This is a genomic window from Caballeronia zhejiangensis (genome assembly GCF_000698575.1).
GTDB classification, from domain to species: Bacteria; Pseudomonadota; Gammaproteobacteria; order Burkholderiales; family Burkholderiaceae; genus Caballeronia; species Caballeronia zhejiangensis.
The window spans coordinates 1-24656 of sequence record NZ_JFHD01000060.1; the positions used below are offsets into that span (position 1 = coordinate 1).

General features: G+C 61.8%; 23 protein-coding genes. 15 read left to right on the forward strand and 8 right to left on the reverse strand.

Annotated elements, in window-relative coordinates:
• The 7 genes from BG60_RS34365 to BG60_RS34390 all read left to right on the forward strand — a co-directional run.
• The coding region (locus tag BG60_RS34365; protein WP_034474371.1) for an FGGY-family carbohydrate kinase at window positions 1-746 on the forward strand (746 nt) is incomplete at its 5' end.
• Between the two features lie 108 nt (window positions 747-854).
• The gene (locus tag BG60_RS34370) at window positions 855-2069 is read left to right on the forward strand and encodes an AGE family epimerase/isomerase (protein ID WP_034474373.1); all 1215 of its coding nucleotides are present in this window, start codon (window positions 855-857) and stop codon (window positions 2067-2069) included.
• A gap of 27 nt (window positions 2070-2096) precedes the next feature.
• Window positions 2097-3203 carry an S-(hydroxymethyl)glutathione dehydrogenase/class III alcohol dehydrogenase gene (locus BG60_RS34375; RefSeq protein ID WP_008351283.1) on the forward strand — a complete coding sequence of 369 codons (1107 nt, stop codon included), beginning with the start codon at window positions 2097-2099 and terminating at the stop codon, window positions 3201-3203.
• A 22-nt stretch (window positions 3204-3225) separates the two neighbouring features.
• Window positions 3226-4074, forward strand: a complete 849-nt coding sequence (gene fghA / locus BG60_RS34380; RefSeq protein ID WP_034474375.1) for an S-formylglutathione hydrolase — start codon at window positions 3226-3228, stop codon at window positions 4072-4074.
• 549 nt (window positions 4075-4623) lie between these two features.
• Complete coding sequence (locus tag BG60_RS40115) at window positions 4624-5139, forward strand: PAAR domain-containing protein (protein WP_075583623.1); 516 nt, start codon at window positions 4624-4626, stop codon at window positions 5137-5139.
• 2 nt (window positions 5140-5141) lie between these two features.
• A complete protein-coding gene (locus tag BG60_RS34385) occupies window positions 5142-5906 on the forward strand; it encodes a hypothetical protein (RefSeq protein ID WP_034474377.1) in 765 nt (254 codons plus the stop codon).
• The gene (locus BG60_RS34390) at window positions 5903-6391 is read left to right on the forward strand and encodes a DUF4952 domain-containing protein (RefSeq protein WP_034474379.1); all 489 of its coding nucleotides are present in this window, start codon (window positions 5903-5905) and stop codon (window positions 6389-6391) included. Before BG60_RS34385 ends, BG60_RS34390 begins: the two co-directional genes overlap by 4 nt.
• 356 nt (window positions 6392-6747) lie before the next feature.
• Here BG60_RS34390 and BG60_RS34395 read toward each other — a convergent pair whose 3' ends face one another.
• From BG60_RS34395 to BG60_RS34410, 4 genes are read right to left on the reverse strand one after another with little or no spacing between them, the layout of a single operon-like run.
• Window positions 6748-7536: a metal ABC transporter permease gene (locus BG60_RS34395; protein ID WP_034474383.1), complete on the reverse strand. Its 789-nt coding sequence runs from the start codon at window positions 7534-7536 to the stop codon at window positions 6748-6750.
• An 8-nt stretch (window positions 7537-7544) separates the two neighbouring features.
• Window positions 7545-8426, reverse strand: coding sequence for a metal ABC transporter ATP-binding protein (locus BG60_RS34400; protein WP_008351261.1), 882 nt, complete (start codon window positions 8424-8426; stop codon window positions 7545-7547).
• On the reverse strand, window positions 8423-9304 hold the full coding sequence (locus BG60_RS34405) for a metal ABC transporter solute-binding protein (protein ID WP_051996842.1): 882 nt from the start codon (window positions 9302-9304) through the stop codon (window positions 8423-8425). Before BG60_RS34405 ends, BG60_RS34400 begins: the two co-directional genes overlap by 4 nt.
• A 40-nt stretch (window positions 9305-9344) precedes the next feature.
• Window positions 9345-9803, reverse strand: a complete 459-nt coding sequence (locus BG60_RS34410) for a Fur family transcriptional regulator (RefSeq protein WP_008351259.1) — start codon at window positions 9801-9803, stop codon at window positions 9345-9347.
• Window positions 9804-10136: 333 nt separating this feature from the next.
• Here BG60_RS34410 and BG60_RS34415 point away from each other — a divergent pair, with 333 nt between their 5' ends.
• From BG60_RS34415 to BG60_RS34440, 6 genes are all read left to right on the forward strand, one after another.
• Window positions 10137-10910, forward strand: a complete 774-nt coding sequence (locus BG60_RS34415; protein ID WP_034474387.1) for an L-iditol 2-dehydrogenase — start codon at window positions 10137-10139, stop codon at window positions 10908-10910.
• Between the two features lie 232 nt (window positions 10911-11142).
• Window positions 11143-12510, forward strand: a complete 1368-nt coding sequence (locus BG60_RS34420; RefSeq protein ID WP_034474388.1) for an ABC transporter substrate-binding protein — start codon at window positions 11143-11145, stop codon at window positions 12508-12510.
• A gap of 63 nt (window positions 12511-12573) precedes the next feature.
• Window positions 12574-13512 (forward strand): carbohydrate ABC transporter permease, encoded by a 939-nt coding sequence (locus BG60_RS34425; RefSeq protein ID WP_008351256.1) that lies wholly within the window; start codon window positions 12574-12576, stop codon window positions 13510-13512.
• Window positions 13509-14360: a carbohydrate ABC transporter permease gene (locus BG60_RS34430; RefSeq protein ID WP_008351255.1), complete on the forward strand. Its 852-nt coding sequence runs from the start codon at window positions 13509-13511 to the stop codon at window positions 14358-14360. The genes BG60_RS34425 and BG60_RS34430 overlap by 4 nt, the downstream gene beginning before the upstream one ends.
• Before the next feature lie 10 nt (window positions 14361-14370).
• Window positions 14371-15084: an HAD family hydrolase gene (locus BG60_RS34435; RefSeq protein ID WP_008351254.1), complete on the forward strand. Its 714-nt coding sequence runs from the start codon at window positions 14371-14373 to the stop codon at window positions 15082-15084.
• Window positions 15085-15130: 46 nt separating this feature from the next.
• Window positions 15131-16267 (forward strand): ABC transporter ATP-binding protein, encoded by a 1137-nt coding sequence (locus BG60_RS34440; RefSeq protein WP_008351252.1) that lies wholly within the window; start codon window positions 15131-15133, stop codon window positions 16265-16267.
• Window positions 16268-16318: 51 nt separating this feature from the next.
• On the opposite strand, the gene BG60_RS36565 is transcribed toward BG60_RS34440, so the two are convergent.
• Entirely contained in the window at window positions 16319-16993 is a 675-nt protein-coding gene (locus tag BG60_RS36565) for a glycosyltransferase family 2 protein (protein WP_051996844.1), read from the reverse strand.
• A gap of 270 nt (window positions 16994-17263) precedes the next feature.
• On the opposite strand from BG60_RS36565, the gene BG60_RS34450 reads away from it, so the two are divergent.
• Window positions 17264-18130, forward strand: a complete 867-nt coding sequence (locus BG60_RS34450) for a glycosyltransferase family 25 protein (RefSeq protein WP_008351247.1) — start codon at window positions 17264-17266, stop codon at window positions 18128-18130.
• A gap of 85 nt (window positions 18131-18215) precedes the next feature.
• Window positions 18216-19067, forward strand: a complete 852-nt coding sequence (locus tag BG60_RS34455; RefSeq protein ID WP_034474390.1) for an MOSC domain-containing protein — start codon at window positions 18216-18218, stop codon at window positions 19065-19067.
• A 4-nt stretch (window positions 19068-19071) separates the two neighbouring features.
• On the opposite strand, the gene BG60_RS34460 is transcribed toward BG60_RS34455, so the two are convergent.
• The 3 genes from BG60_RS34460 to dalD all read right to left on the reverse strand — a co-directional run bounded on the left by BG60_RS34460 (window position 19072) and on the right by dalD (window position 23850).
• On the reverse strand, window positions 19072-20019 hold the full coding sequence (locus tag BG60_RS34460) for a sugar-binding transcriptional regulator (protein ID WP_008351245.1): 948 nt from the start codon (window positions 20017-20019) through the stop codon (window positions 19072-19074).
• A 760-nt stretch (window positions 20020-20779) separates the two neighbouring features.
• On the reverse strand, window positions 20780-22261 hold the full coding sequence (xylB, locus tag BG60_RS34465) for a xylulokinase (RefSeq protein WP_034474392.1): 1482 nt from the start codon (window positions 22259-22261) through the stop codon (window positions 20780-20782).
• A gap of 209 nt (window positions 22262-22470) precedes the next feature.
• The gene (gene dalD, locus BG60_RS34470; protein WP_034474393.1) at window positions 22471-23850 is read right to left on the reverse strand and encodes a D-arabinitol 4-dehydrogenase; all 1380 of its coding nucleotides are present in this window, start codon (window positions 23848-23850) and stop codon (window positions 22471-22473) included.
• Window positions 23851-24656: the final 806 nt, after the last annotated feature.

Below are 24656 nucleotides of genomic sequence, written 5' to 3' on the forward strand. Positions count from 1 at the left end.
CTGCGCTCGGCAGCGGCCTTTGCGCCGATGGCGACGCGCTCCTCACCACCGGCACCGGCGGGCAGATCGTCGTCATGTGCGCCGACGCGCCCGCGCCCGTGCACGGCCTGCACACGTATCGCGCGGCCAACGGCGCGTGGTATCGCATGGCGGCGATGCAGAACGTCGGCGTCGCGCTGGAAGCGGTGCGCGGCTGGCTCGGTTACGCATCGTGGCCCGACGCCTACGACGACGCCTTCGCCGCGTCGGCGAGTGCATCGGTGAGTTTTCTGCCGTATCTGAGCGGCGAACGCTCACCATGGATGAACCCGAACGCGCGCGGCGGCTGGCTCGGACTCGGCCTCGAGGACACGCGCGGCACGATGATGCGCGCCGCGTTCGAGGGCGTGGCATTCGCATTGCGTGCGGGACTCGACGCGATTCGCGCCAACGGCACGCCGCTCGATGCGATGCTGCTCGCGGGGGGCGGCTCGGTCGATCTGCGCTGGCGGCAGTTGCTCGCCGATGCATTGCGCGTCGAGCTGCGCGCCGTCGATTGCCCGAACGCGGCGACGCGAGGCGCGGCGCTGCTCGGCGGCATCGCGGCGGGGCAGTGGCGCATCGGCGATATCGCTTCGCTCGCACCGAAGGCGACGCTCGCCGCGACGCCGCGTCCGAATCCGTCGCTCGATCAGCGGCTCGCCCGTTTCATCGATCTGTACCGGCGCACCGAAGACTGGTTCGCGATCGGGCGCGAGTCCGCTTAAACTTGCGTACCTTGGATCCCGACGCCATGCGCGCCGGGGAGTATGAAGCGACGCTTCATATGAGCGGTAACTGAAGCTCGCTTCGTCACGACAACATCGAACTCAGCCATGCCCGCACCGTCACCGTCACATCCCGACTTCCGCTCGCGCGCGTTCCTGCTCGATCACGCGCTGCGCACGATGACCTTCTATCATCCGCACTGCATGGACCCGGCGGGCGGCTTCTACCACTTCTACAAGAACGACGGCACGATCTACGACCGCACGTCGCGTCATCTCGTGTCGAGCACCCGCTTCGTCTTCAACTATGCGATGGCCTACAAGCACTTCGGCCTCGACGAATATCGCGGCGGCGTGGCGCATGGCATCGAATATCTGCGCGAGGTTCATCGCAATCCGCAGACGGGCGGCTATGCGTGGACGTTGAACGGCCGCGACGTCACGGATGCAACGAATCATTGCTATGGCCTCGCGTTCGTCGTGCTCGCGTATGCGAAGGCGGTCGAAGCCGGATTCGACGAAGCGCGCGCGTATCTCGACGAAACCTGGCATCTGATGGAGACGCACTTCTGGGACGCGCAGCACGGCCTTTACAAGGATGAGGCGAGCGCGGACTGGCAAGTGTCCGACTATCGCGGGCAGAACGCGAACATGCATACGTGCGAAGCGCTGCTCGCCGCGTTCGAAGCGACCGGAGAAGCGCGCTATCTCGATCGCGCGGCGCTGCTCGCGGACAACATGGTGAATCGGCAGGCCGCGCTCGCGGGCGGGCTCGTGTGGGAACACTACAAGCCGGACTGGTCGATCGACTGGGACTACAACAAGGGCGATCGCAGCAATATTTTCAGGCCGTGGGGCTTTCAGCCTGGGCATCAGACGGAATGGGCGAAGTTGCTGCTGATCCTGGATCGTCATCGGCCGGAGGCGTGGCACGTCACGCGTGCGCGCGAGCTGTTCGATCGCGCGCTGCAATTGTCGTGGGATCACGAGCACGGCGGCATGGTCTATGGCTTCGACACCGAAGGCAAGTTCTACGACGAAGACAAGTATTTCTGGGTTCAGGCGGAATCGTTCGCGGCGGCCGCGCTGCTCGCGGATCGCGCGCAACGCGATGGCGACGCGGCGCTTGCCGCGCGTTACTGGAACGATTACGACCGCCTGTGGACTTATAGCTGGGAGCATTTCGTCGATCACAAGTGGGGTGCGTGGTATCGCATTCTCACGCGCGACAATCGCCAGTACAGCGACGAGAAAAGCCCGGCGGGCAAGACGGACTATCACACGATGGGCGCATGCTACGAAGTCCTGAATATCGTGCGCTGAAACAATCACAACCTTGGGAGTCAGACGATGAAAACGAAAGCAGCAATCGCATGGGAAGCCGGCAAGCCGTTGACGATCGAAGAAGTCGATCTCGAAGGTCCGCGCGCGGGTGAAGTGCTGATCGAGGTGAAGGCGACGGGCATCTGCCACACCGATTACTACACGCTCTCCGGCGCGGATCCGGAAGGCATTTTCCCCGCGATTCTCGGGCATGAAGGCGCGGGCGTCGTCGTCGATGTCGGGCCGGGCGTCGGCACGTTGCGAAAAGGCGATCACGTCATTCCGCTCTACACACCGGAATGCCGCGAGTGCAAGTTCTGTCTGTCGCGCAAGACCAATCTCTGCCAGAAGATTCGCGCGACGCAAGGCAAAGGCCTCATGCCCGATGCGACTTCGCGCTTCTCGCTCGATGGCAAACCGCTGTTCCATTACATGGGGACGTCGACGTTTTCGAATTACATCGTCGTGCCGGAGATCGCGGTGGCGAAAGTGCGCGAGGACGCGCCGTTCGACAAGATCTGCTACATCGGTTGCGGCGTGACGACGGGCGTCGGCGCGGTCGTGTATTCGGCGAAGGTGGAAGCGGGCGCGAATGTCGTCGTATTCGGGCTGGGCGGCATCGGCCTGAACGTGATACAGGGCGCGAAGATGGTGGGCGCGGACAAGATCATCGGCGTCGATATCAATCCGGGCCGCGTCGAGCTCGCGAAGAAGTTCGGCATGACGCACTTCATCAACCCGAAGGAAGTGGAGAACGTCGTCGATCACATCGTGCAATTGACCGATGGCGGCGCGGATTATTCGTTCGAATGCGTCGGCAATACCACGCTCATGCGTCAGGCGCTCGAATGCACGCACAAGGGCTGGGGCCAGTCGTTCATCATCGGCGTGGCGGCGGCGGGGCAGGAAATCAGCACGCGTCCGTTCCAACTCGTCACGGGCCGCGAATGGAAGGGCTCGGCGTTCGGCGGCGCGCGCGGCCGCACGGATGTGCCGAAGATCGTCGACTGGTACATGGAAGGCAAGATCAACATCGACGATCTGATCACGCATCATCTGAAGCTGGAGCAGATCAACGACGGCTTCGACCTGATGAAGAAGGGCGAGTCGATTCGTTCCGTCGTCATCTATTGAGCTACTGAGCGAGGAAAACGCGATGCTGGAACTCGTGGAAGAACATCGTTGTTTCGATGGCGTGCAGCGCATCTATCGGCATGAATCGCAGACTATCGGCCTGCCGATGCGCTTTTCCGTCTTTTTGCCTGCTGCCGCGTCTTCTTCGAAGGTGCCGGCGTTGTTTTATCTCGCCGGCCTGACTTGCACCGAAGAGACGTTCCCGATCAAGGCGGGCGCGCAACGTTACGCGGCGGAGCACGGCATCGCGCTGATTGCGCCGGATACTTCGCCGCGTGGCGCGGATATTCCGGGCGAGACGGATTCGTGGGATTTCGGCGTCGGCGCGGGGTTTTATGTCGATGCAACGCGCGAGCCTTGGGCGCGGCGTTATCGCATGTACTCGTATGTGACGCAGGAGTTGCGCGAGACAGTTCTCGCGGAGTTGCCGGTGCGAGAGGATCGTATCGGCATCTTCGGGCATTCGATGGGCGGGCACGGGGCGCTCGTGCTCGCGTTGCGCAATCCGGATCTTTATCGGAGTGTGTCGGCGTTTGCGCCTATTGCGGCGCCGTCGCAGTGTCCGTGGGGCGTGAAAGCGTTTTCTGGCTATCTCGGCGATGATCGTTCGGCGTGGGCGCAGTACGATGCGAGCGAGTTGATTCTCGGCGATGCGGCTGCTCGGTTCGAAGGCGGGATTCTCATCGATCAGGGACTGGCGGATCAGTTTCTCGCCGAGCAGTTGCATCCGGATGTCTTGGAGCGCAATGCGCGTGATGCCGGACACAGTTTGATCGTGCGGCGGCATGAAGGCTATGACCACGGGTATTTCTTCATTTCTACCTTCGTCGGGGAGCATGTCGCGCATCATGCGCGGGTTTTGTGTCGGTGAGGTTTTTTGATGTTCCGGTCCGCTGAAGGCGTTGGAGGAGAGCGGACCCCGATCGATACAGGCTTGTCGCGGCCGGACGACAATCCGGGTTGCTTGCCTCGGGAGATATGTTTGCCTGAAAGCAGGCCCGTATCGAATGCGACAGTGTTTGCGCAGGTGTGAAACAAGCTCGCGCGCCGATATGTTCGAGAATGCAGGCTCCGGGTTCGTCAACACAAAATGACCTGGGTTCTCTTCCAATCTGGCTTTTAACTCTGTAAGTTCGTTATCCATATCAATGGCTTAGATAGAGATATGCAGGAACGTTCGTACCTAGTGTCGACGATCGGTAAATCGGTCACGTATAGCGATGAAAACGAAGCCAACATTGCTGACGAAAGGGGGCTAGTCGCTATATGGGCTAATACACTGTTCGCGTTTGTTGGCTTAAAGCTCAACGACCGAGATCGAAACGTAATAACTCCGCGCTTAACGTTCGGTACACCCATAAATGGCAGCGAGTCAATTGCGGGCCACGATTCCCTTTTAATCTCCGATCAAGGCTGAGCCATGCGTAAAGCAGCGATACGCGAGGGCGATCCAACAACCACAGGTGGTTACGTCATCGCAGGTTCATCGACGATCAGCGACGACAGACGGAAAGTCGCTCTTAGCGAGGATCAAGCGACGTGCGGAAGCTGCAACGGAGCGCACAGAATTCATGGCACCGGTCTAGGCATAAAGGAAAAGGGCCTTTGTGCGGTCGTCGAAGGCGACATAGTGCTTTGCCCGTGCGGTAAAAATCGTGTTGCCGTGGGAAGAAATCCAGGCATCTTTCTAAGGAGTGGCGGGGACAAGGGTCACGCGCTAACTACGAGAGCGCCGTCGCCAGCGGATATTGCTCCTTCTGTCTTCGACGAGTTGATTGTGTTGCGGGACGAGGACGGCCAGCCAATTTCGCATCAACGCTTTCGCATCAAGTCAGCGGACGGCGCGACATACGAGGGCATCACGAGCGATGCAGGCGAGACGGTACGCGTTCGCACGAATGCACCCCTACAAATCGAAATCGAACTCTTGGTATAGAGATGACCGGATTGAATGTCCAATTCTTGAGGAATCACCGCGCACAAACTAACGCCAATCAAGCGAGCACGCACGCGGTGACCGTAGAGACGCGCTACCTACGCTTGCCTGGCGACACACACGGCTGGATTGACGTAATCATTGAAGCTACCCGTGACCGGGTTAGCCTCTGCGAATACACGAAGGTTGCTTTGGTGAAGGATGATGGCGAGCGCACCTACTTCCGAATCCAAGATGGATCAATTGCCGTTGGTCAATTGGCAAGCATGAAAAGCAGTGCCGCAAAAGCGCATTTCAAGAAGACGCCGCCAACCGTTGCGACGAACACGGTCTCGGTGAAGTACGGAACTCTTGGTAAAGAAGACTCACCGTTCAAAGGTCGACTCCGGCAGCAATGGGCCACGCTGAATGTCGGAGGCGAGGCCATTACAGTCACGCTCAATAGCGTCTGGAATGAGGGATACACACCGATCGCTTCGGGACGTCACCGGATCATGTCACCAGATCGGTCTCATGCGAACGTAAGTACCGAGGGATATCGAAATAGTTATCCCGGAAGGATCAAAGCGAACGATGTCTGGTTTCCCATCGAACTTGAAGGCGGACGCGGAAACTCATCTCGATACGTGCACATTGGTCACTTGTCAGAGGGTTGCGTGACCGTGCATGACATCGTTCGCTGGAATTTGGTCTATAACTACCTCATTTCGCACCGGCTTCCGGATACAGACGGGAAGTATGTGGCTTTGTTGGATGTTGATAAATGAAGAAGCTGTTAAGTTTGAGTATTTTGATCTTCGCAACGATTGCGCGGGCGGATAGCGATCCGACTGTTGTAACTCATGCAAGCTCCTCATTCAATGACACGGCAGAGCCTCCGCTCGCGTGTGGTGATTTTCTGAAGCAGATGGGACGGGATCGACCGGAAATTGTTTTCGTGGGGTGCCGGTCGATTGAAGGAAACAATGCGAATGATCCTGGTTTTGAAGCGACTTACCACGTCAAAGGTAAACATATCGATGCGACCGATAACTGGATCGGTACTTGGGCGAAATGGGAACGCCTGCGGTTCTCCTGTTGCCAGTGGGATGCGCCGAGGGGCTTTTACCGGGACAATCTGGGATCACACTATGAAGTCAACCTGTTCGCGGAGGCGTACATTAACGGGGGGATCATGGTGAACCAGCGTAAGGACTTTCCAAAGCTACCCTACGCAATCTTGACCATAACACACTACCTGTACCGGCCCTAGCACGTGTAGCAAGCTCTTTGACCGCCCGCGAGAGTTCGTGGAAGAGTGCCTATGCCCTCAGAGAAACCAAGCCCTCGCGCATGATCCTGCCTTGTGTGCATGACTTTTTCTTTGAAAGATCGTCGGAACGCACGCACGGGTATCCAGATGAGTCGGCTATGCTGCTCCGAACTGCGGTCGGAAGCGTCTCGCGGACGAATCCTTTCTTTGCGCAGGACCAGAGTAAGCGCTAAAGCGCTAACTCTGGTCGACGGCAAAGAAAGTGACTGCCGCCCCGCACAGGGGCAGTGCTATTAGGCCGACATGAACATTGGATCCGGCGAAGAAATCAACGAAACCGGGCTCCAGCGAAGAAATCAATTCCCCCGCTTTCCCAACAGGCTCGCCCCATAAACAACCGCAGCCAGCATAGTGATCCAGAAACTAGTAGGCCAATCGGTATAGAAGGCGAGCGTAAGCCCAACCCAAGCCTGTGCGAGTGCAAACAGCGCCGCAAGCACGAGCCCTGACGACAATCGCGTCGTGACGTTCTGCGCCGCCGCCGCGGGCCCGACCATCAACGCAAAAACGAGCAGCACCCCGACGATCTGCGTGCAAGCCGCGACTGCCAGCGCGGTGATCGCGAGAAACATCACGGAGACGAGCCGCAACGACACGCCCTTGGCCTCCGCGAGCTCCGGCTGCAAGGACGCAAACAACAAAGGCCGCATGATGACCGCAAGCGCACCGAGGCTGACGACAGCGAGCCCGGCAAGCACGACCAGCGTGTCATGACTCACGCCAAGCACGTTGCCGAACAGAAGCGCAGTAGCCTGAGTCGCATACGCGGTGAAGAAGTGCAGAAACAGCAACCCGAACCCGAGCGAGAGAGAAAGAATCACACCGATGGCCACATCGCGGCCCGAGAGCCGCTCGCCGAGCGCACCCATCCCGACGCCCGCCGCGAGCGTGAATCCGACCATCCCCCAGAGCGGCGGCATGCCGAGCAGCACCGCGCCCGTCGCGCCGGTAAAGCCGACGTGCGATAGCGCGTGACCCGCGAAGGTCTGTCCGCGCAGCACGAGAAAATACCCGACGATCCCCGACAGCACCGCGACGATCCCTGACGCCGCGAATGCATTCACCATGAAGTCGTATTCGAACATTGCGCTTTCTATTTGACGTGACTGTGGCTGTGGCCGTGATCGTGCTCATGGCCGTGATCGTGTTCATGCTCGTGCTCTCCGCCTTCCTCGTGCGCGTGATCGAGCTTGTCGATTTCGACATCGCCCGACATCACGAAGATGCGGCCGTTCACGCGCATCACGTCGATGGGCGAGCCGTACAGACGCGAGAGCACCGGCTTCGAAATGACTTCATCGACAGTGCCGAGCGCCGCGCGCCCGCTGCCGAGATAAAGCACGCGGTCGAGCGAATTGAGCAGCGGATTGAGTTCGTGCGCCGAGAACAGCACGGTGATGTTCAACTCGCGCTGCACGCGCCGCACGAGTTCGACGACCCCCGTCTGATGCCGCGGATCGAGGCTGATCAGCGGCTCGTCGAGCAGCAACAGACGCGGATTGCCGAGCAGACACTGCGCGAGCAAAAGACGCTGGCGCTCGCCGCCCGACAACTCCGACAACGGACGCGAAGCAAGCTGATGCGCGCCGACGAGCTCCAGCACGCGCTCGACATCCGCACGGATGCGGGCATTGCGATGCGGCAGTCCCCAGTGATGACCATCCGCGGCCATCGCGACGAAATCGCGGCCGAGCACGCGCCGGTTCGCGAGACCCGTGCGTATCTGCGGCATATAGCCGATCGACGGATTGCCGCGCACGACCGCTTCGCCATTCACGCGAATCGTCCCGCTCTTCACAGGCACGAGTCCGAGCAGGGCGCGCATCAGCGTGGTCTTGCCCGCGCCGTTCGGCCCGAGCACGCCGATGAACTCGCCGTTCTTCACCGTGAAACTCGCGTCGTTGAGAATCTCGCGCCCGCCGAGCGCGAGCGTCACGCGATCGACTTCGAGCGCGGGCTGCATCGTCGCATTCATCGCTGCCATCCTTGCAAGGCGCCCGCTAGCGAGTCGAGCTGCGACTGCATCCATTGCTGATACGTCTTCTTCGCGGGCAAAGTCTCCGTCACGCTGATGCTCGGCACATGCGCGTCCTTCGCGATGTCGAGCAGACGCTTCGTCAGCGCGCCCGTCGCCTGGCTGTTGTAGATGAGCACGTGCACGCGACGCTCGCGCAGATCCTTCTCGAACGCGGCGATGTCGGCGGGACTCGGCTCGGTCTCGTTCATCGACGCGAGCTGGAAGCGCTGGTTGCGCATCTCGAAGCCGATCGCATCGGCCATGTAGCCGAACACCGGCTCGGTCGCCGTCACGGGCACGCCCTTGTAATGCGACTTCATCTGCGCGACGGTCGCGTCGATCGGTTTCATCGAATCGAGGAACGCTGCGAGGCGCGCGTCGTAATCGCTCTTGTGCGACGGGTCCGCGCTCACGAGATACGCGCTCACCGCCTTCGCGACGACGGGCATCGTCGCCGGGTCGTACCAGAGGTGCGGATTGTCGCCGCCCTTCTTGCCGACGAGCTTCGCCGCGACGATCGCCGTGCGCTTGCCATTGCTCTTGGATGCCGCGAGCAGCTTGTCCATCCACGGATCGTAATCCGCGCCGTTATAGACGACGAGCGCCGCGTGCTGCAACGCGCGCGCGGTCTTGGGACTGGCTTCGAAGAGATGCGGGTCTTCGTCCGGATTGTTGAGGATGCTCGTCACCTGCACATGATCGCCGCCGAGCTGGCGAATGACGTCGCCGTAAAAGTTCTCCGCCGCGACGACCGGCACGCGCGCGGTCTGTGCCGATGCCGCGCTGCAAAAGCCGAGCGCGAGGGCGAAGCAGGTCAGGACGTGCGCGAGTTTCATCGATTTCCTTGCAAGTGAGATGTTCTTGAGACGCGGCGATTCAGACATCGCGATGCTTTCGCTGGCAATCGGCGCACAGCCCGCTCAACTCCACGACCTGGTGATGCACCTGAAAGCCGTGCGCGGGCGGGCTCGCCGACAGCGACGATGCGAGTTCGCGGCCCTGAATTTCGAGCGTCGCGCCGCATTCGTCGCAGATGAGGAACTGGCTCTCGTGAGGCTTGCCGGCATCGCAACACGCGATGAACGCGTTCTTCGACTCGATGCGATGCACGAAGCCGTTATCGACGAGAAACTCCAGCGCGCGATACACCGTGGTCGGCGGCACGCGCGCGCCGCGTTGCGGCTCCATCGCGTCGATGAGGTCATAGGCGCCGATCGGCTTATGCGCCTTCAGCACGAGTTCGTAGACCTGACGGCGCAGCGGCGTCAGCGCGACGCCGCGCTCGATAGCGAGCGCTTCGGCGCGCGCCAGCATGTTTTCGACGGATGCGGTCATGTGATATCGGCCACGCAGAGGTGGCTGCAAAAGGTTGAAGCGCGAGCGAGGGCCGCTCGTCGGACGTTTGGGCGATGATATAACGTATCACGTTCCGTTGCACATTCGCGCACGCTTTATTTTCGGCGGCCGCGGTACGCCTTTTGCTCTCGCGCGCTTGCCGGACGGGGTTTTCCCGAGGTTTTGCGATGTTTGCGCGTCGCAGCATCGAAAGCTGTGTTGACACCTTGACACGATCACGCGCAGCGCCGATCATTCGATCAAACAGAGAGCAATTGTTCATTCGCGGAGCGTTCGCTCGCCGCGAGGGACAAAAAACTATCGGAGACATCGGTGAGATTGAGAGACAAGGTCGCGATCATCACGGGCGCCGCGAGCGGCATCGGCGAAGCAGTTGCGCGGCGCTATCTGGAAGAAGGCGCGAACGTCGTCGTCGTGGATGTGAAGAACGAAGACGACATGGCCCAGCGCTTCGCGGACGTGGCCGACCGCGTGCTCGCGCTGAAGGCCGACGTCACGCAGCGCGACGACATCGCACGCATCGTGACGCGCACCGTCGAACGTTTCGGCGGCATCGACATTCTCTTCAACAACGCGGCGCTTTTCGACATGCGCCCGATCCTCGACGAATCCTGGGACGTCTATGACCGCCTCTTCGCGGTCAACGTCAAAGGGATGTTCTTTCTGATGCAGGCGGTCGCGCAGCGCATGGTCGAGCAGGGGCGCGGCGGCAAGATCATCAATATGTCATCGCAGGCCGGGCGGCGCGGCGAAGCGCTCGTGTCGCATTACTGCGCGACCAAGGCGGCGGTCATCAGCTATACGCAATCGGCGGCGCTCGCGCTCGCGAAAGAGCGCATCAACGTGAACGGCATCGCGCCGGGCGTCGTCGACACACCGATGTGGAAGGAAGTCGACGCGCTCTTCGCGCGTTACGAGAATCGTCCGCTCGGCGAGAAGAAACGGCTCGTCGGCGAAGAAGTGCCGCTTGGACGCATGGGCGTGCCCGACGATCTGACGGGCGCGGCGCTCTTTCTGGCGTCATCCGATTCGGATTACATCACCGCGCAGACGCTCAATGTCGACGGCGGCAACTGGATGAGCTGACGCGCCGCACGCGCGCCACGCAGCTTGAAGCGCGGGAAGCACCGTCTATAGTGAAACGGCGTCGAGTCGATGGCGCCAAGTCGGCGAAGGCAAGGGCGGCAACAAGGATAACCCCGGCAACCACGCGATCCACGATCGCGCACCCTCAAAAGCAGGCAGCGGCATCCACGGCGCTTGCGTCATGCAGCGAGACCATCGCGGCGCCCGTGCCAACAAAAAGGAGACGAACTCAATGAAACGCACTCAACGCATCGTTCGAGCACAACCGCGCGCGCGTCGCGCTCCGTTCGCGACCGCGGCGCTGTCCGTCGCGCTTGCAGCGGCCGCGCTCGTGCCGCTGTCGGGGCATGCCGCGACGACCATCACCATCGCGACGCTGAACAATCCGGACATGATCGAGCTGAAGAAGCTCGCGCCGGCGTTCGAAAAGGCCAATCCGGACATCCAGCTGAAATGGGTGATTCTCGAAGAGAACGTGCTGCGCCAGCGCGCCACGACCGACATCACGACCAACAGCGGCCAGTTCGACGTCATCACCATCGGCACGTACGAAGCACCGCAGTGGGGCAAGCGCGGCTGGCTCTCGCCGATGACCGGCCTGCCCGCCAACTACGATCTCGACGATGTCGTGAAGACCGCGCGTGACGGCCTCTCGTCGGGCGGCGTGCTGTATGCGCTGCCGTTCTACGTCGAAAGTTCGATGACGTACTACCGCAAGGATCTGTTCCAGGCCGCGGGACTGAAGATGCCCGATCAGCCGACCTACGACCAGATCAAGCAGTTCGCCGACAAGCTCACCGACAAGTCCAAAGGCCAGTACGGCATCTGCCTGCGCGGCAAGGCGGGCTGGGGCGAGAACATGGCGTACGTGTCGACGGTCGTGAACACGTTCGGCGGCGAGTGGTTCAACGAGAAGTGGCAGGCGCAGCTCGACACGCCCGAATGGAAGAAGGCAGTCGGCTTCTACGCCGATCTGCTGAAGAACGACGGCCCGCCGGGAGCGAGCTCGAACGGCTTCAACGAGAACCTCACGCTGATGTCGTCCGGCAAGTGCGCGATGTGGATCGATGCGACGGTCGCGGCAGGCATGCTCTACAACAAGTCGCAATCGCAGGTGTCGGACAAGATCGGCTTCGCGGCCGCGCCCGTCGCCGTCACGCCGAAGGGCTCGCACTGGCTGTGGTCGTGGTCGCTCGCGATCCCGAAGACGTCGAAGCAGCAGGAAGCCGCGAAGAAGTTCGCCGCGTGGGCGACGTCGAAGGAATACATCGAGATGGTCGGCAAGGACGAAGGCTGGGCATCGGTGCCGCCGGGCACGCGCAAGTCGACCTACGCGCGCCCCGAGTACAAGCAGGCCGCGCCCTTCGGCGACTTCGTGCTGAAGGCGATCGAAACCGCCGATCCGAACGATGCGACGCTGCACAAGGTGCCGTATAGCGGCATCCAGTTCGTCGGCATTCCGGAGTTCCAGTCGTTCGGCACGGTGGTCGGCCAGTCGATCGCGGGCGTCGTCGCCGGACAGACGAGCGTCGATCAGGCGTTGAAGGCCGCGAATGCCGCGGCGGATCGCGCCGTGAAGCAAGCGGGCTATCAGAAGTAATTCCTGTGGTAACGGGCCGCGTCGCCTGATGCGGCCCGGGAAGCATCATCGAGAGGTGACACGATGAGTCAACTGAATCCCCCCATCACCGATCATCATCTGGAGGAGTCCGCCGCCGAACGCGACAAGCGCCGCGCGAAGTCGGTGCGATGGCTGATCTCGCCGTCGACCGGACTGCTCTTCCTGTGGATGGCCATTCCGCTCGCGATGACGATCTGGTTCTCGTTTTCGCGCTACAACCTGCTGAATCCCGATGTCAAAGGTTTCGCGGGCTTCGATAACTTCGAGTTTCTCGTCACCGATCCCGCGTTCGGGCCGTCCATCGGACATACGCTGACGCTGATCGTGTCGGTGCTCGTCATCACGGTCGTAGGCGGCGTGCTGCTTGCCGTGCTGTTCGATCGCAAGTTCTTCGGACAGGGCATCGCGCGTCTGCTCGTGATCGCGCCGTTCTTCGTGATGCCGACGGTCTCCGCGCTCATCTGGAAGAACATGATCCTGCATCCGGTGTACGGCCTGATCGCGAGCCTGATGCGCTCGATGGGCATGCAACCGATCGACTGGTTCGCCGACTATCCGCTTTTCGCGGTCATCGTGATCGTCGCGTGGCAGTGGCTGCCGTTCGCCTTCCTGATTCTCTTCACGGCGATCCAGTCGCTCGATCAGGAGCAGAAGGAAGCGGCGCGCATCGACGGCGCGGGTCCGTTCGCGATGTTCTTCTTCATCACGCTGCCGCATTTGAAGCGCGCGGTGGCCGTGGTCGTGATGATGGAAACCATCTTCCTGCTGTCGATTTTCGCGGAAATCTATACGACGACGGGCGGCGGTCCCGGCACCGCGACGACGAATCTGTCGTACCTGATCTACGCGCTCGGCCTGCAGCAGTTCGACGTCGGCCTTGCATCGGCGGGCGGCATTCTCGCGGTGATTCTCGCCAATATCGTCGCGTTCTTCCTCGTGAGAATGCTCGCGAAGAACCTCAAAGGGGAGTACGAGTCATGAGCACGCAATCGGTCAATGTTCCGCCGCGGACTTCCGCGCTCGGCCATGCGAAGAACATCGTGCCTGGCATCGTCGCGTGGATCGTGTCGATCCTGCTGTTCTTCCCGATCTTCTGGATGACGATCACCGCGTTCAAGACCGAGCAGCAGGCGTACTCGTCGTCGCTGTTCTTCACGCCGACGCTGGAGAGCTTCCGCGAAGTGTTCGCGCGCAGCAATTACTTCGGTTTCGCGTGGAATTCGGTGCTGATCTCGGTCGGCGTCACGGTGCTCTGCCTGATCCTCGCCGTGCCGTGCGCCTACGCGATGGCCTTCTTTCCGACCAAGAAGACGCAGTCGGTGCTGCTGTGGATGCTGTCGACGAAGATGATGCCGTCGGTCGGCGTGCTCGTGCCGATCTATCTGCTGTGGAAGAACACGGGCCTGCTCGATACCGTGTCCGGCCTCGTGATCGTGTACACGCTCATCAATCTGCCGATCGCCGTATGGATGGCCTACACGTACTTCAACGAAGTGCCGAAGGACATTCTGGAAGCGGGCCGCATCGACGGCGCGACGACGTGGCAGGAAATCGTCTATCTGCTGATGCCGATGGCGTTGCCCGGTCTCGCATCGACGGGGCTCTTGCTCATCATCCTGTCGTGGAACGAGGCGTTCTGGAGCATCAACCTGTCGAGCTCGAACGCGGCGCCGCTGACGGTGTTCATCGCGTCGTATTCGAGTCCGGAAGGCTTGTTCTGGGCCAAGCTCTCGGCGGCTTCGTTGCTCGCGGTCGCGCCGATTCTGATCGTCGGCTGGGTCTCGCAGAAGCAACTGGTGCGCGGCCTTACGTTTGGCGCGGTGAAGTGAGGACGCACTCGTGAATCTCACTCCATCCCGAGACGCCAATCTCGAAGATCGCCTGCTGATCTGCGATTGCGACGGCGTGCTGATCGACAGCGAAACGGTGGCGGCGCGCGTGCTCGTCGCCGAGTTGCAGGCGCTGTGGCCGGGCGTCGATGTCGAGCCGGTCGTGATGCCGCTGCTCGGCCTGCGCATCGAGGCCGTGCTCGCCAGCGCCGCCGATACGGTGAACCGGACGCTGACGCACGATCAGGTCGTCGCCATCCGGCGGGCCGTCGAAGCCGCGGCGATGCAGGCGCCGACCGTGCCGGGCATCGCCGAGGCGCTCGCGGCCGTGCCCTTCACGAAGGCGTGCGCGAGCAACAGCTTCTCGACGTATGTCGATGCCGTGCTGCAGCGCACGGGTCTGCTGCGCTTTTTCGGCGAGCGGCGTTTCTGCGCGGACATGGTCGCGAATCCGAAGCCCGCGCCGGACGTGTATCTCGCGGCGGCGCGCGCGATGCGCATCGATCCGCTGCGCTGCCTCGTCGTCGAAGACAGCGTGACCGGCGTGACGGCGGCGCGCGCGGCGGGCATGCCGGTGCTCGGCTTCATCGGCGGCGGACACGCGACCGAAGGGCAGATCGGCGCGCTCGAAAAAGCGGGCGCGCAGGCGGTATTCGACGACATGACGCGACTGCCTGCGCTCGTCGAGCAATGGCTGCAGAACGCGACGTTCGAACTCAGATAGCGATGGCGTTTGATCGCATCGCCAATGAAGACTGGAGACACACACCATGGCTAGCCTGACACTGCGCAACATCAGCAAGCGTTATGAAGAAACCGAGGTGATGCGCAACATCAACCTCGATATCAACGACGGCGAGTTCGTCGTGTTCGTGGGCCCGTCGGGCTGCGGCAAGTCGACGTTGATGCGGATGATCGCCGGCCTCGAAGACATCAGCGGCGGCGACCTGATGATCGACAATGCGCGCGTGAATGAGCTCGCGCCCGCGAAGCGCGGCATCGCGATGGTGTTCCAGTCGTACGCGCTTTATCCGCACATGACGCTGTACGACAACATGGCGTTCGGCCTCAAGCTCGCGGGCGAGAAGAAGCCCGCGATCGACGCCGCCGTGAAGAACGCCGCGAAGATTCTGCACATCGATCATCTGCTCGATCGGAAGCCCAAGCAGCTTTCGGGCGGCCAGCGTCAGCGCGTCGCGATCGGGCGCGCGATCACGCGCAAGCCGAAGGTGTTCCTCTTCGACGAGCCGCTCTCGAACCTCGACGCCGCGCTGCGCGTGAAGATGCGCCTGGAATTCGCGCGCCTGCACGACGATCTCAAGACGACGATGATCTACGTGACGCACGATCAGGTCGAAGCGATGACGCTCGCGGACAAGATCGTGGTGCTGTCGGCGGGGAACATCGAGCAGGTCGGCACGCCGAACACGCTTTATCACGCGCCGGCGAACCGGTTCGTGGCGGGCTTCATCGGCTCGCCGAAGATGAACTTTTTGTCGGGCACCGTCGCCGCGGTGCAGAACGACGGCGTCCTCGTGAAGTACGCGACGGGCGAGACGCAACTCGTCGGCGTGCTGCCGGGCAATGCGAAGCCGGGCGATGCGGTGACGGTCGGCGTTCGTCCGGAGCATCTGCAGCCGAATTCGCCGGAAGCGGGCGATTACGGTCTCTCCGCGACGGCGATGACCGTCGAGACGCTCGGCGATGCGGCGTATCTGTACGCGGAAACCGAAGTCGCGCCGGATGGATTGATCTCGCGCATTCCGCCGCTGGAGAAGCACGCGCGTGGCGAGAAGCTGAAGCTCGGCGCGTCGCCTGAGCATTGTCATCTGTTCAACGCGGAAGGGCAGGCGTTTACGCGCAAGGTGGTCGATTCGTGGCTGCGGGAGCACGCGACGGCGGCTTGAGCGTTCCTCGGGTGTTGCGGGCGCGGTTCGTCGGGACCGCGCTTTTTCGTTTTATGCCGCGTTATTCGACCTGACACCTTTCCAAAGGGCTTCGGTGCAAAGCGCAATGTGCTCCGGACTGCGCGGATAGACTTGCTCGCGGGCCTTTACGACTTCGTTGAGCATTCCCAGCAACCGGCCTTCTAGCTCGACGCGGCTTGCGCCCCAAGTCATATCGATATCGGAGATGGCAACGCCTACGGATCGGTGCAGCTTGATCAGGGCATCGACGATATCGAGATTCGGGTCGTAGCGGATAGCGTGTTTCTGAATGAACGCGCGCCGGAACATGGTGCTCGGATTGGCTAGATAAGCCGCTCCGAGAAGAAAGCGGCCTTTGATGGTCGCATCGTCGAGCGGAAAGTCGGTTATGGATTCTTCGTCGCCAAAGAGCCTGATCTGAGAGCCGACCACGGTCACATCCGGATTCGCATCGAGAAAATCTGCCTGTTTTCGGAGACGCCCCGGTTCGGCCAGATCGTCGTGATCGATGCGCGCGATGTATTCGCCCCGGCACAGATCGAAACCGCGATTGGCGTTGGCAGGGCGGCCCTGATTGTGCTCGAGCGGGAAGATGCGGATGCGCTCGTCGTTCAGGCTTCGAACGAGTGAGAGCGTGTCGTCGGTGCTGGCGTCGTCGAGAACGAGGATTTCGAAGTCGGCGTCCTGATTGAGCAACGATTTCAACGTTTCGACGATATGCGATTAGGTGTTATAGGTTGGAACGACGATTGATATTTTTGGCATTACTAATAGTGAAGGAATAAAGTCGGCGCGTAGCTTACGTCCCAATGTCGCTCAAAAGGAACCAGCGCATCGATTAATCATTTGAGTTGCCTGCAAATCGATGATCCGCGTCAAAACCTTGTTTCTCTCGGCTTCCTCCTAATCAAATCACGACAGCGAGCCGCTAGCATGTCGTGCACATTTATGCACCTGACGCGACAAGGAGAAGCAGTGCGTTTCGACGGCTATTTCATCAATCTGGATCGGAGTCAGGATCGGCGCAAGTCGATGGAGACGCAACTGGCGAGCATCGGCTATCAGGATCGAATCGTGCGTTTCCCCGCGGTTGACGGCATCGCCCAAGGACCGTTCGACAACGCGGGCAAGAACTGCGTCTGGGCATGTCGGCAATCGCACGAACGGGTGATCCTCAACTCCTCCGCCGACACCGCCACCGTCGTGCTGGAAGACGACGTGGAACTGAGCCCGCTCTTTCCGACGCTCATCAACGATCAAATACTCGCGGCGCACATCGGCAACAATCCCGACCTCGACCTGATGTTCCTCGATTGCGCACCCGTATTCGACCGCGTGTCCCTTCTGCTGCTGGAGGCGGAGAAGCGCATGAACGGCCGCGCGAATCCGCAATTGCTCGGCGATGGCCGTCACTATTTCGACAATGTCAGTTTGTTCGACGCGAGGGCAACCTACGCGTTTTGTGCGGCGGCGTACGTTGTCACGCCGAAGGGAAAGCAGAAACTTCGTACGCTGTATTCAGCGTCGGAAGACCAGGCCGTGCCGGTCGACATGCTTTTCAGGCACTGGCTGCACTTCGACGGGCTGTCCGGCCAGCTGGTCGTTCCGTTCCTCGCAACGCCGGAATACATGAGCGCATCGACGATTTCGTACGATGCACTCGACGCGCCCGTCATCGATCAGACAGTCGGCCTGGCGATCGGCGCCATCCGCAGGCTGCTCTTCGCCGGCGATGCCAATCTCGACACGAACAGGATCGATGCGCTCATCGAAGCCGGCCCGCGTTCGCCCGAATACAAGCTAGGGCTGGAACTTGCCGCAGCGATGATGAGGGCGTCGTAAAACCGTACCCGTATCGGGCGATGCGCGATAATCTCGGCTTTCGACCGGCCACATCCGATGACCGGCGCCGAACCCCCATACCGCCATGCCCGTCCTGAACGAAATCTTCGTCTATCCGATCAAGTCCTGCGCGGGCATTTCACTGCGCCGCGCGACGCTCTTCGAGACCGGCCTCGAATACGACCGCCACTGGATGGTGATCGACACCGCCGGCGCCATGTTCACGCAACGCTCGCATCCGCGCATGGCGCTGGTCCGCACCGCGTTCGATGCCGATGATCTCGTCATCGACGCGCCCGGCATGCCGACCCTGCGCACGCCCTTGCGCGCCGAAGCGCTCGCCGATGCGAAGCCGATTCGCGCGACCGTCTGGCGCGACACCGTCGATGCGCTCGACGCGGGCGAACAAGCCGCGCACTGGTTCAGCACGTTCCTCGGCGTATCCGCGCGGCTCACGCGATTCGCACCGGCATCCCGCCGCGATGTCAGCGATAAATGGACCGCGCCGCAATCCACGCACACGCGTTTCGCGGATCAGTTTCCGTTGCTGGTCGTCGGTCAGGCATCGCTCGACGATCTCAACGCGCGGCTGTCGGCCAAAGGCGCGCCGGGCATCGCGGCGAATCGCTTCCGCCCGAACCTCGTGATCGGTGGACTCGATGCTTACGAAGAGGACTACGTCGGCGAAATGCGGATCGGCGATGCGCAATTGCGGCTCGTGAAGCTCTGCACGCGCTGTCCGATTCCGTCGATCGATCAGGCGACGGGCGCGCCGAACCCGGCATGGCCGCACGAACCGCTCGACACGATGAGCGCGTACCGTGGCAGCGACCAGTTCGACGGCGCGCTCACCTTCGGCAAGAACGCGATCGTTCTGGAAGGCGAGGGCGTTGCGCTGGAGATCGGACAGGAAGTGGAAGCGGAAATCGACTTCTGAGCCGTCAGGCTTCGAGCGCGGCCTTCGCGCACAGTTCATCGGTGACGAGCCCCGACAGCCACTTTCCCTTCAACGCCGCGACCAGTGCTTCGCGCTTGCGCTCGCCGCCCGCGAAGCCGATGGTCGGACGTTTGGGCGGCGAGTCGAGCGCGAGGCTCGTCGCGCGCGCGCCGGTCTTCGATTGCACGCGGCGGCCGTCTGCATCGATCGGCAGGCCGAGCCATTCGGCGACCGCGCCTGCCGACATCATTTCATCGACTTCCGCGCGCGTGATGAAGCCGTCCTCGTGCAGCGGGCAATTCACGCCCACGTTGCCGATGCCGACGAACGCCACGTCCGCCTTCTGCGCGAGTTCGCCGACGATGCGATACAGCCGGTGATTGACCCACTGCGCGCGCTCGGCGACGTTATCTGCCATGAGCGGCGCGGGCAGCATGAAGTGCTTGCCGCCGGTCTTTTCCGATAGCTGCTGCGCGACGTCGTAACGATTCGACGAGCCGTCCTGCGCGATTGCGCCGACCATCGACACGAAACGATGCTGCGGCCGGTCGATCTGTCCGATCTGCGCGACGCAGGCTTTCAGCGTGCGCCCGCTGCCGATCGACACGACGAGCGGCTTTTCTTCGAGCAGATAGCGCTCCATGACCTGCGCGCCGGCGACGGCGAGCTTGCGGTCGACCTGTTCGGGCGCATCGCCGTCGATGGGCACGACTTCGCACATCGCGAGGCCGTAGCGGTCGCTCAGCGCTTTGGCGAGCGAAAGACAATCGGCGATGCGGTGATCGACGCGCACGCGGATCAGGTTTTTTTCGACCGCGAAGGCGACGAGGCGCTGCGCCACCGGACGCGAGATCTGGAGCTTTTCGGCGATCTCGTTTTGGGTGTTGCCGGCGACGTAGTAGAGCCACGCTGCGCGCGTTGCGAGATCGAGTTTTTCAGTGGATTTGGGCACTGGGGGTTTGGTTTTCGGTTCTTGGTTTTTGATTTTCGCTTTCTGGCGAGGGTGTTTGTCGTGGAATCCTGATTACGTGTCGGTCTATTAGCACTGCCCCTGTGCGGGGCGGCAGTCACTTTCTTTGCTGCTGCAAAGAAAGTAAGCAAAGAAAGCAGCTACTGATACGCCCGCGGTCACACGCAATTTGGGTAGTCCTCTCGTCCATCGTGGGCTGCCTAAAGAGTGCCCTCATAGGCCCCATCGGGCTTGGCTCGCGCACGGTCTGTCTCATCGCACCACACACCAAACTGGTTCAGCACCAAATAGCTCCGGCCCGCTTCGCGGCCGACCGGTCAATCGGGTCCGCGCGTGCTTCTCTACTAACGTCTCCGTCCCGCTGCAATCGCCGCCCTTTGGTTTCCCTTGCATACCCAACGGCAGCGCGTAGCGCTGTGCCGAAGCTCTTTCGTGCTGAACCAGCGGCCATCTAAAACCAGCTCGTCAGACCGTGCGCGATCCAAGCCCGATTGGTCCTTTGAGGGCGACACTTAGGCGAGTGCCACCGAGGACGAGAGAACTACCCAAATTGCGTGTGACCGCGGGCGTGTCGAGCTGCTTTCTTTGGTTACTTTCTTTGCAGCAGCAAAGAAAGTGACTGCCGCCCCGCACAGGGGCAACGCTAATAGACCGACACGAAAACGGGATCCGGCGAAGAGAAAAAAAGCGCCAAACCCCGCACCGCCCACACGCTTCATAGAAGCTCAATACCAATACAAAATCAAGCCAACCGCGGCCGCGCCGAATCGAACAACGGCCTCACATGCTGATACAGCTCCCGAAACCCCTTCAACCGCTGCCGCAGCAACGCATGCCGTTCGGAATTCGGCGTGAATTCCTGCTTGATCTCGGGCTTCGCGAGCACCGTCGCCGGATCGCCGCCCGCCGCAAGCCACCCGAGCCGTGCCGCGCCGAGCGCCGCGCCGGTCTCGCCGCCGCCGTGCGTGCGCGTCGGGGTATCGAAGGCATCGGCGAACATCTGCGCCCAATACGCGCTACGTGCACCGCCCCCGAGCATCGATAGCGCGCGCGCCTGCGTGCCCGCGGATTGAAGCGCATCGAGGCCATCGGTCAAGGAGAGCGTCACGCCTTCGAGCACCGAATAGCCGAGCAACGCGCGATCGGTCGCGTGCGTCATGCCGAAGAACACGCCCTGCGCATACGGATCGTTGTGCGGCGTGCGCTCACCACTCAGATACGGCAAAAACAACGGCGCAGACGACAAAACATCGACAGGCAAAGATTCGATTTCCGCGAGCAGCGTCGGCTCATCCGTCGATGTCAGCTTGCACACCCAGCGCAAACAGCTTGCCGCCGACAGCACCACGCTCATCTGATGCCACCGATCCGGAATCGCGTGACAGAACGCGTGGACGGCCGAAGCCGGGTTCGGCCGAAAGCGATCGCCGATGACGCACAGCACACCCGATGTGCCCAGCGACAGAAAACCATCGCCCGGATCGGTCGCGCCGATGCCCACCGCGCTCGCGGCATTGTCGCCGCCGCCCGCCGCGACGATCACGCCTTCGCGCAAGCCGAATTCGCGCGCGAGCTCGGGCCGCAAGGTGCCCGAGGGCGCGCTGCCTTCCGCGAGCGACGGCATCTGCCGGCGCGACATGCTGCACGCGGCAAGCAACTCGTCGGACCAGTCGCGGCGCGCGACATCGAGCCAGAGCGTGCCCGCGGCATCGGATGGATCGGACACTTTCGTGCCCGTCAGATGCATCCGCAGATAATCCTTCGGCAACAGCACGCACGCGGTCTGACGGAAGACATCGGGTTCGTTGTGCGCGACCCAGAGCAGCTTCGGCGCGGTGAAGCCAGGCATCGCCAGATTGCCGGCGATCTCGTGCAGGTTCGGCGCGCGCTCGTAGAGCTCGGCGCATTCCTTGTCGCTGCGCATGTCGTTCCACAGGATCGCGGGACGCAGCACCTTGTCCTGCGAATCGAGCAGCACGGCGCCGTGCATCTGACCGGACAGACCGATGCCGCGCACCTGCGCGAACTCATCGGGGAATTTCTCGCGCAGCTTGAAGAGCGCGGCGCGCGTGCCTTCCCACCAGTCGAGCGGATTCTGCTCCGACCAGCGCGGCTTCGGACGCGAAACGGTGAACGGCGTGCCGGCCGTGCCGACGACGCTGCCGTCGCTCGCGAGCAGCAGCACTTTCACTTCGGAGGTGCCGAGGTCGATGCCTAAGTACATGAACGGACCCTTTGTCGTTGCCGGAATCGAACTTGGTCAGAAACCAGGCGGGACGCCATATCGGCGGGAGGCGCTAATTTAACGCCACGCGCGACGCCGCGCCATGAGCACATTACCCGAGCGGCGCGGCTTGCAGTTTCGCGATGCCATTAACGCGGCGATAACAGCGCGCTTATGGCCGCTTATGGCCGGTTATGGCCGCTTGCCGCCTACGGCCGATTGGCGAGCCATGCATCGACTTTCGCAATCGCGCTGCGCATCACGCGTTCGAGGCCTTCGGTCTGCGCCATGCTGCCCCACAGGAGCTTGTCGCTCGTGAAGGCCTTGACCGGATCGGGCGACGTGAAGAAGCCGTGCGCCACCTCCGGATCCATCACGCCATCCTGATACGCATACGGCAGCTTGCCCTCGTGCCAGCGTTCGAGAAAGCGGAAGAAGAGCGCAGGCAGGATCGCGGTCGAATCGGGATCGACCTTGCGCGCGAAGCATTCCGAGAGCGTCGGCGCGATGAAGCCCGGCAGCTTCGAGAAGCCATCCGCCGCGACGCGCTGGTTCGTGTCCTTGATGTACGGATTGCTGAAGCGGTCGAGCACGACATCGCGATATTTCTCGAGATCGATCGGGCTCGGCGTGAGGCAGGGAATCACGTCGTCGGTGACGTAGGCGTCGGCGAGCGCGCGGATTTCCATATCCTGCGTGCCTTCGTGAATGTATTGCAGCCCGACGAGCGTGCCCGCCCACGCAATGCAGCTATGGCTCGCATTGAGGATGCGGATTTTCGCCTCCTCATACGGATGCACCGATTCGACCATCTCCGCGCCGACCTGCTCCCACGCGGGCCGCCCGGCGATGAAGCTGTCTTCGATCACCCACTGGATGAACTTTTCTCCCATCACGGGCGCTTTGTCGTCGAAGCCGGTCGCGGCCTTCACGCGTTCGGCGACGTCGGGCGTCGGGCGCGGCGTGATGCGATCGACCATCGCGTTCGGACACGACGTGTTCGCGATCATCCACTCGCGCAGCGCGGTCTCGCCGCGCCGTTCGAGAAATTCGAGCATGCCCGCCTTGAAGCGGTCGCCGTTGCTGCGCAGGTTGTCGCAGTTCTGCAGCGATACCTGGCCCCCGCCATTCTTCATGCGCGCATCGAGGATCGCGGCGAGCGCGCCGTAGATCGTGGTTTTTGCGCCCTTGAGGTCGGCGGCGAGATCGGGGTTCGCGGTGTCGAGCTTGTCGTGCTCGTCGAGGTAATAGCCACCTTCGGTGACGGTGAACGACACGATCTTCGTCTTCGGGTCCGCGCCCACGGCGACGAGTTCGGCGAGATCCGCGGACCACGGCACGACCTTTTTGATCGCGCGGATCGTCTCGTATTCGCGCTCGCCCTTCGGCGTGACCGTTTCGAGCGTGTATTCGCCGTTCTGCGCGGCGAGGGCATCGAGCACGGCGTTCATGTCGCCGCGAATATTGCCGACCGCGAGCGACCAGCTTTTGTCGCCCGACTCGTTCAGTCGATGCAGATACCACGCCTGGTGCGCGCGATGAAAAGACCCGGCGCCGATGTGCAGGATCACGTTGGCTTCGTTCGTCATGTCGTCTCTTCCTCTGAATGGCGGCGCGCCCGTTCTTCGCGGGCGGCTGGTCGCTTTGGCGCCACGACGGCGGCGGTCAAGGCGGTTTGAGTGAACATTTGCTCGTTCGATGATCGAATGATCGTATTCGGTTCGGCGAAAGTCAAGGCGCGAGGTGGGGTGGGGTTTGCCGCAATGCGGCGCAATTCGCGCGCCTTTGAGCGTTGGGAAGGCGAGTGGTGGAGCGCTCGCGAGCGCCGTTGCAGTGCAGCAAGCGATGCGGCAGCGGGAGATCGGGAATAACCCGTAGCGGTGATGCTTTCGGCACTAAGCGAGCCAGATGCCTTCGGATCGGGGGCAGTGTTCGAGCCGATTTCCCAGCGCGTGGATCTGCGCCTTCATGAAATCCTGTCTTCGCGTCGGTCTATTTGCACTGCCCCTGTGCGGGGCGGCACCTACTTTCTTTGCTGCTGCAAAGAAAGTAGGCAAAGAAAGCAGCTTTTCAGGCCCGCGGTCACACGCAATTTGGGTAGTCCTCTCGTCACAGGGGGCACTCGCCTAAAGAGTGCCCTCAAACACCTAATCGGGCTTGGATCGCGCACGGTCTGACGAGCTAGTTTTCCAAGGACACTGGTTCAGCACGAAACAGCATCGGCACAGCGCTACGCGCTGCCGCTGGGTCTGCAAGGGAAACCATCGGTTTGCGCGCGCAGTGTGCTAAAGATGTTAGGAGCGAAGCGCGTGCCTCCCCGATTGACCGGTCGGCCGCGAAGCGGGCCGGAGCTATTTGGTGCTGAACCCGTTTGGCGTGTGGTGCGATGAGACGG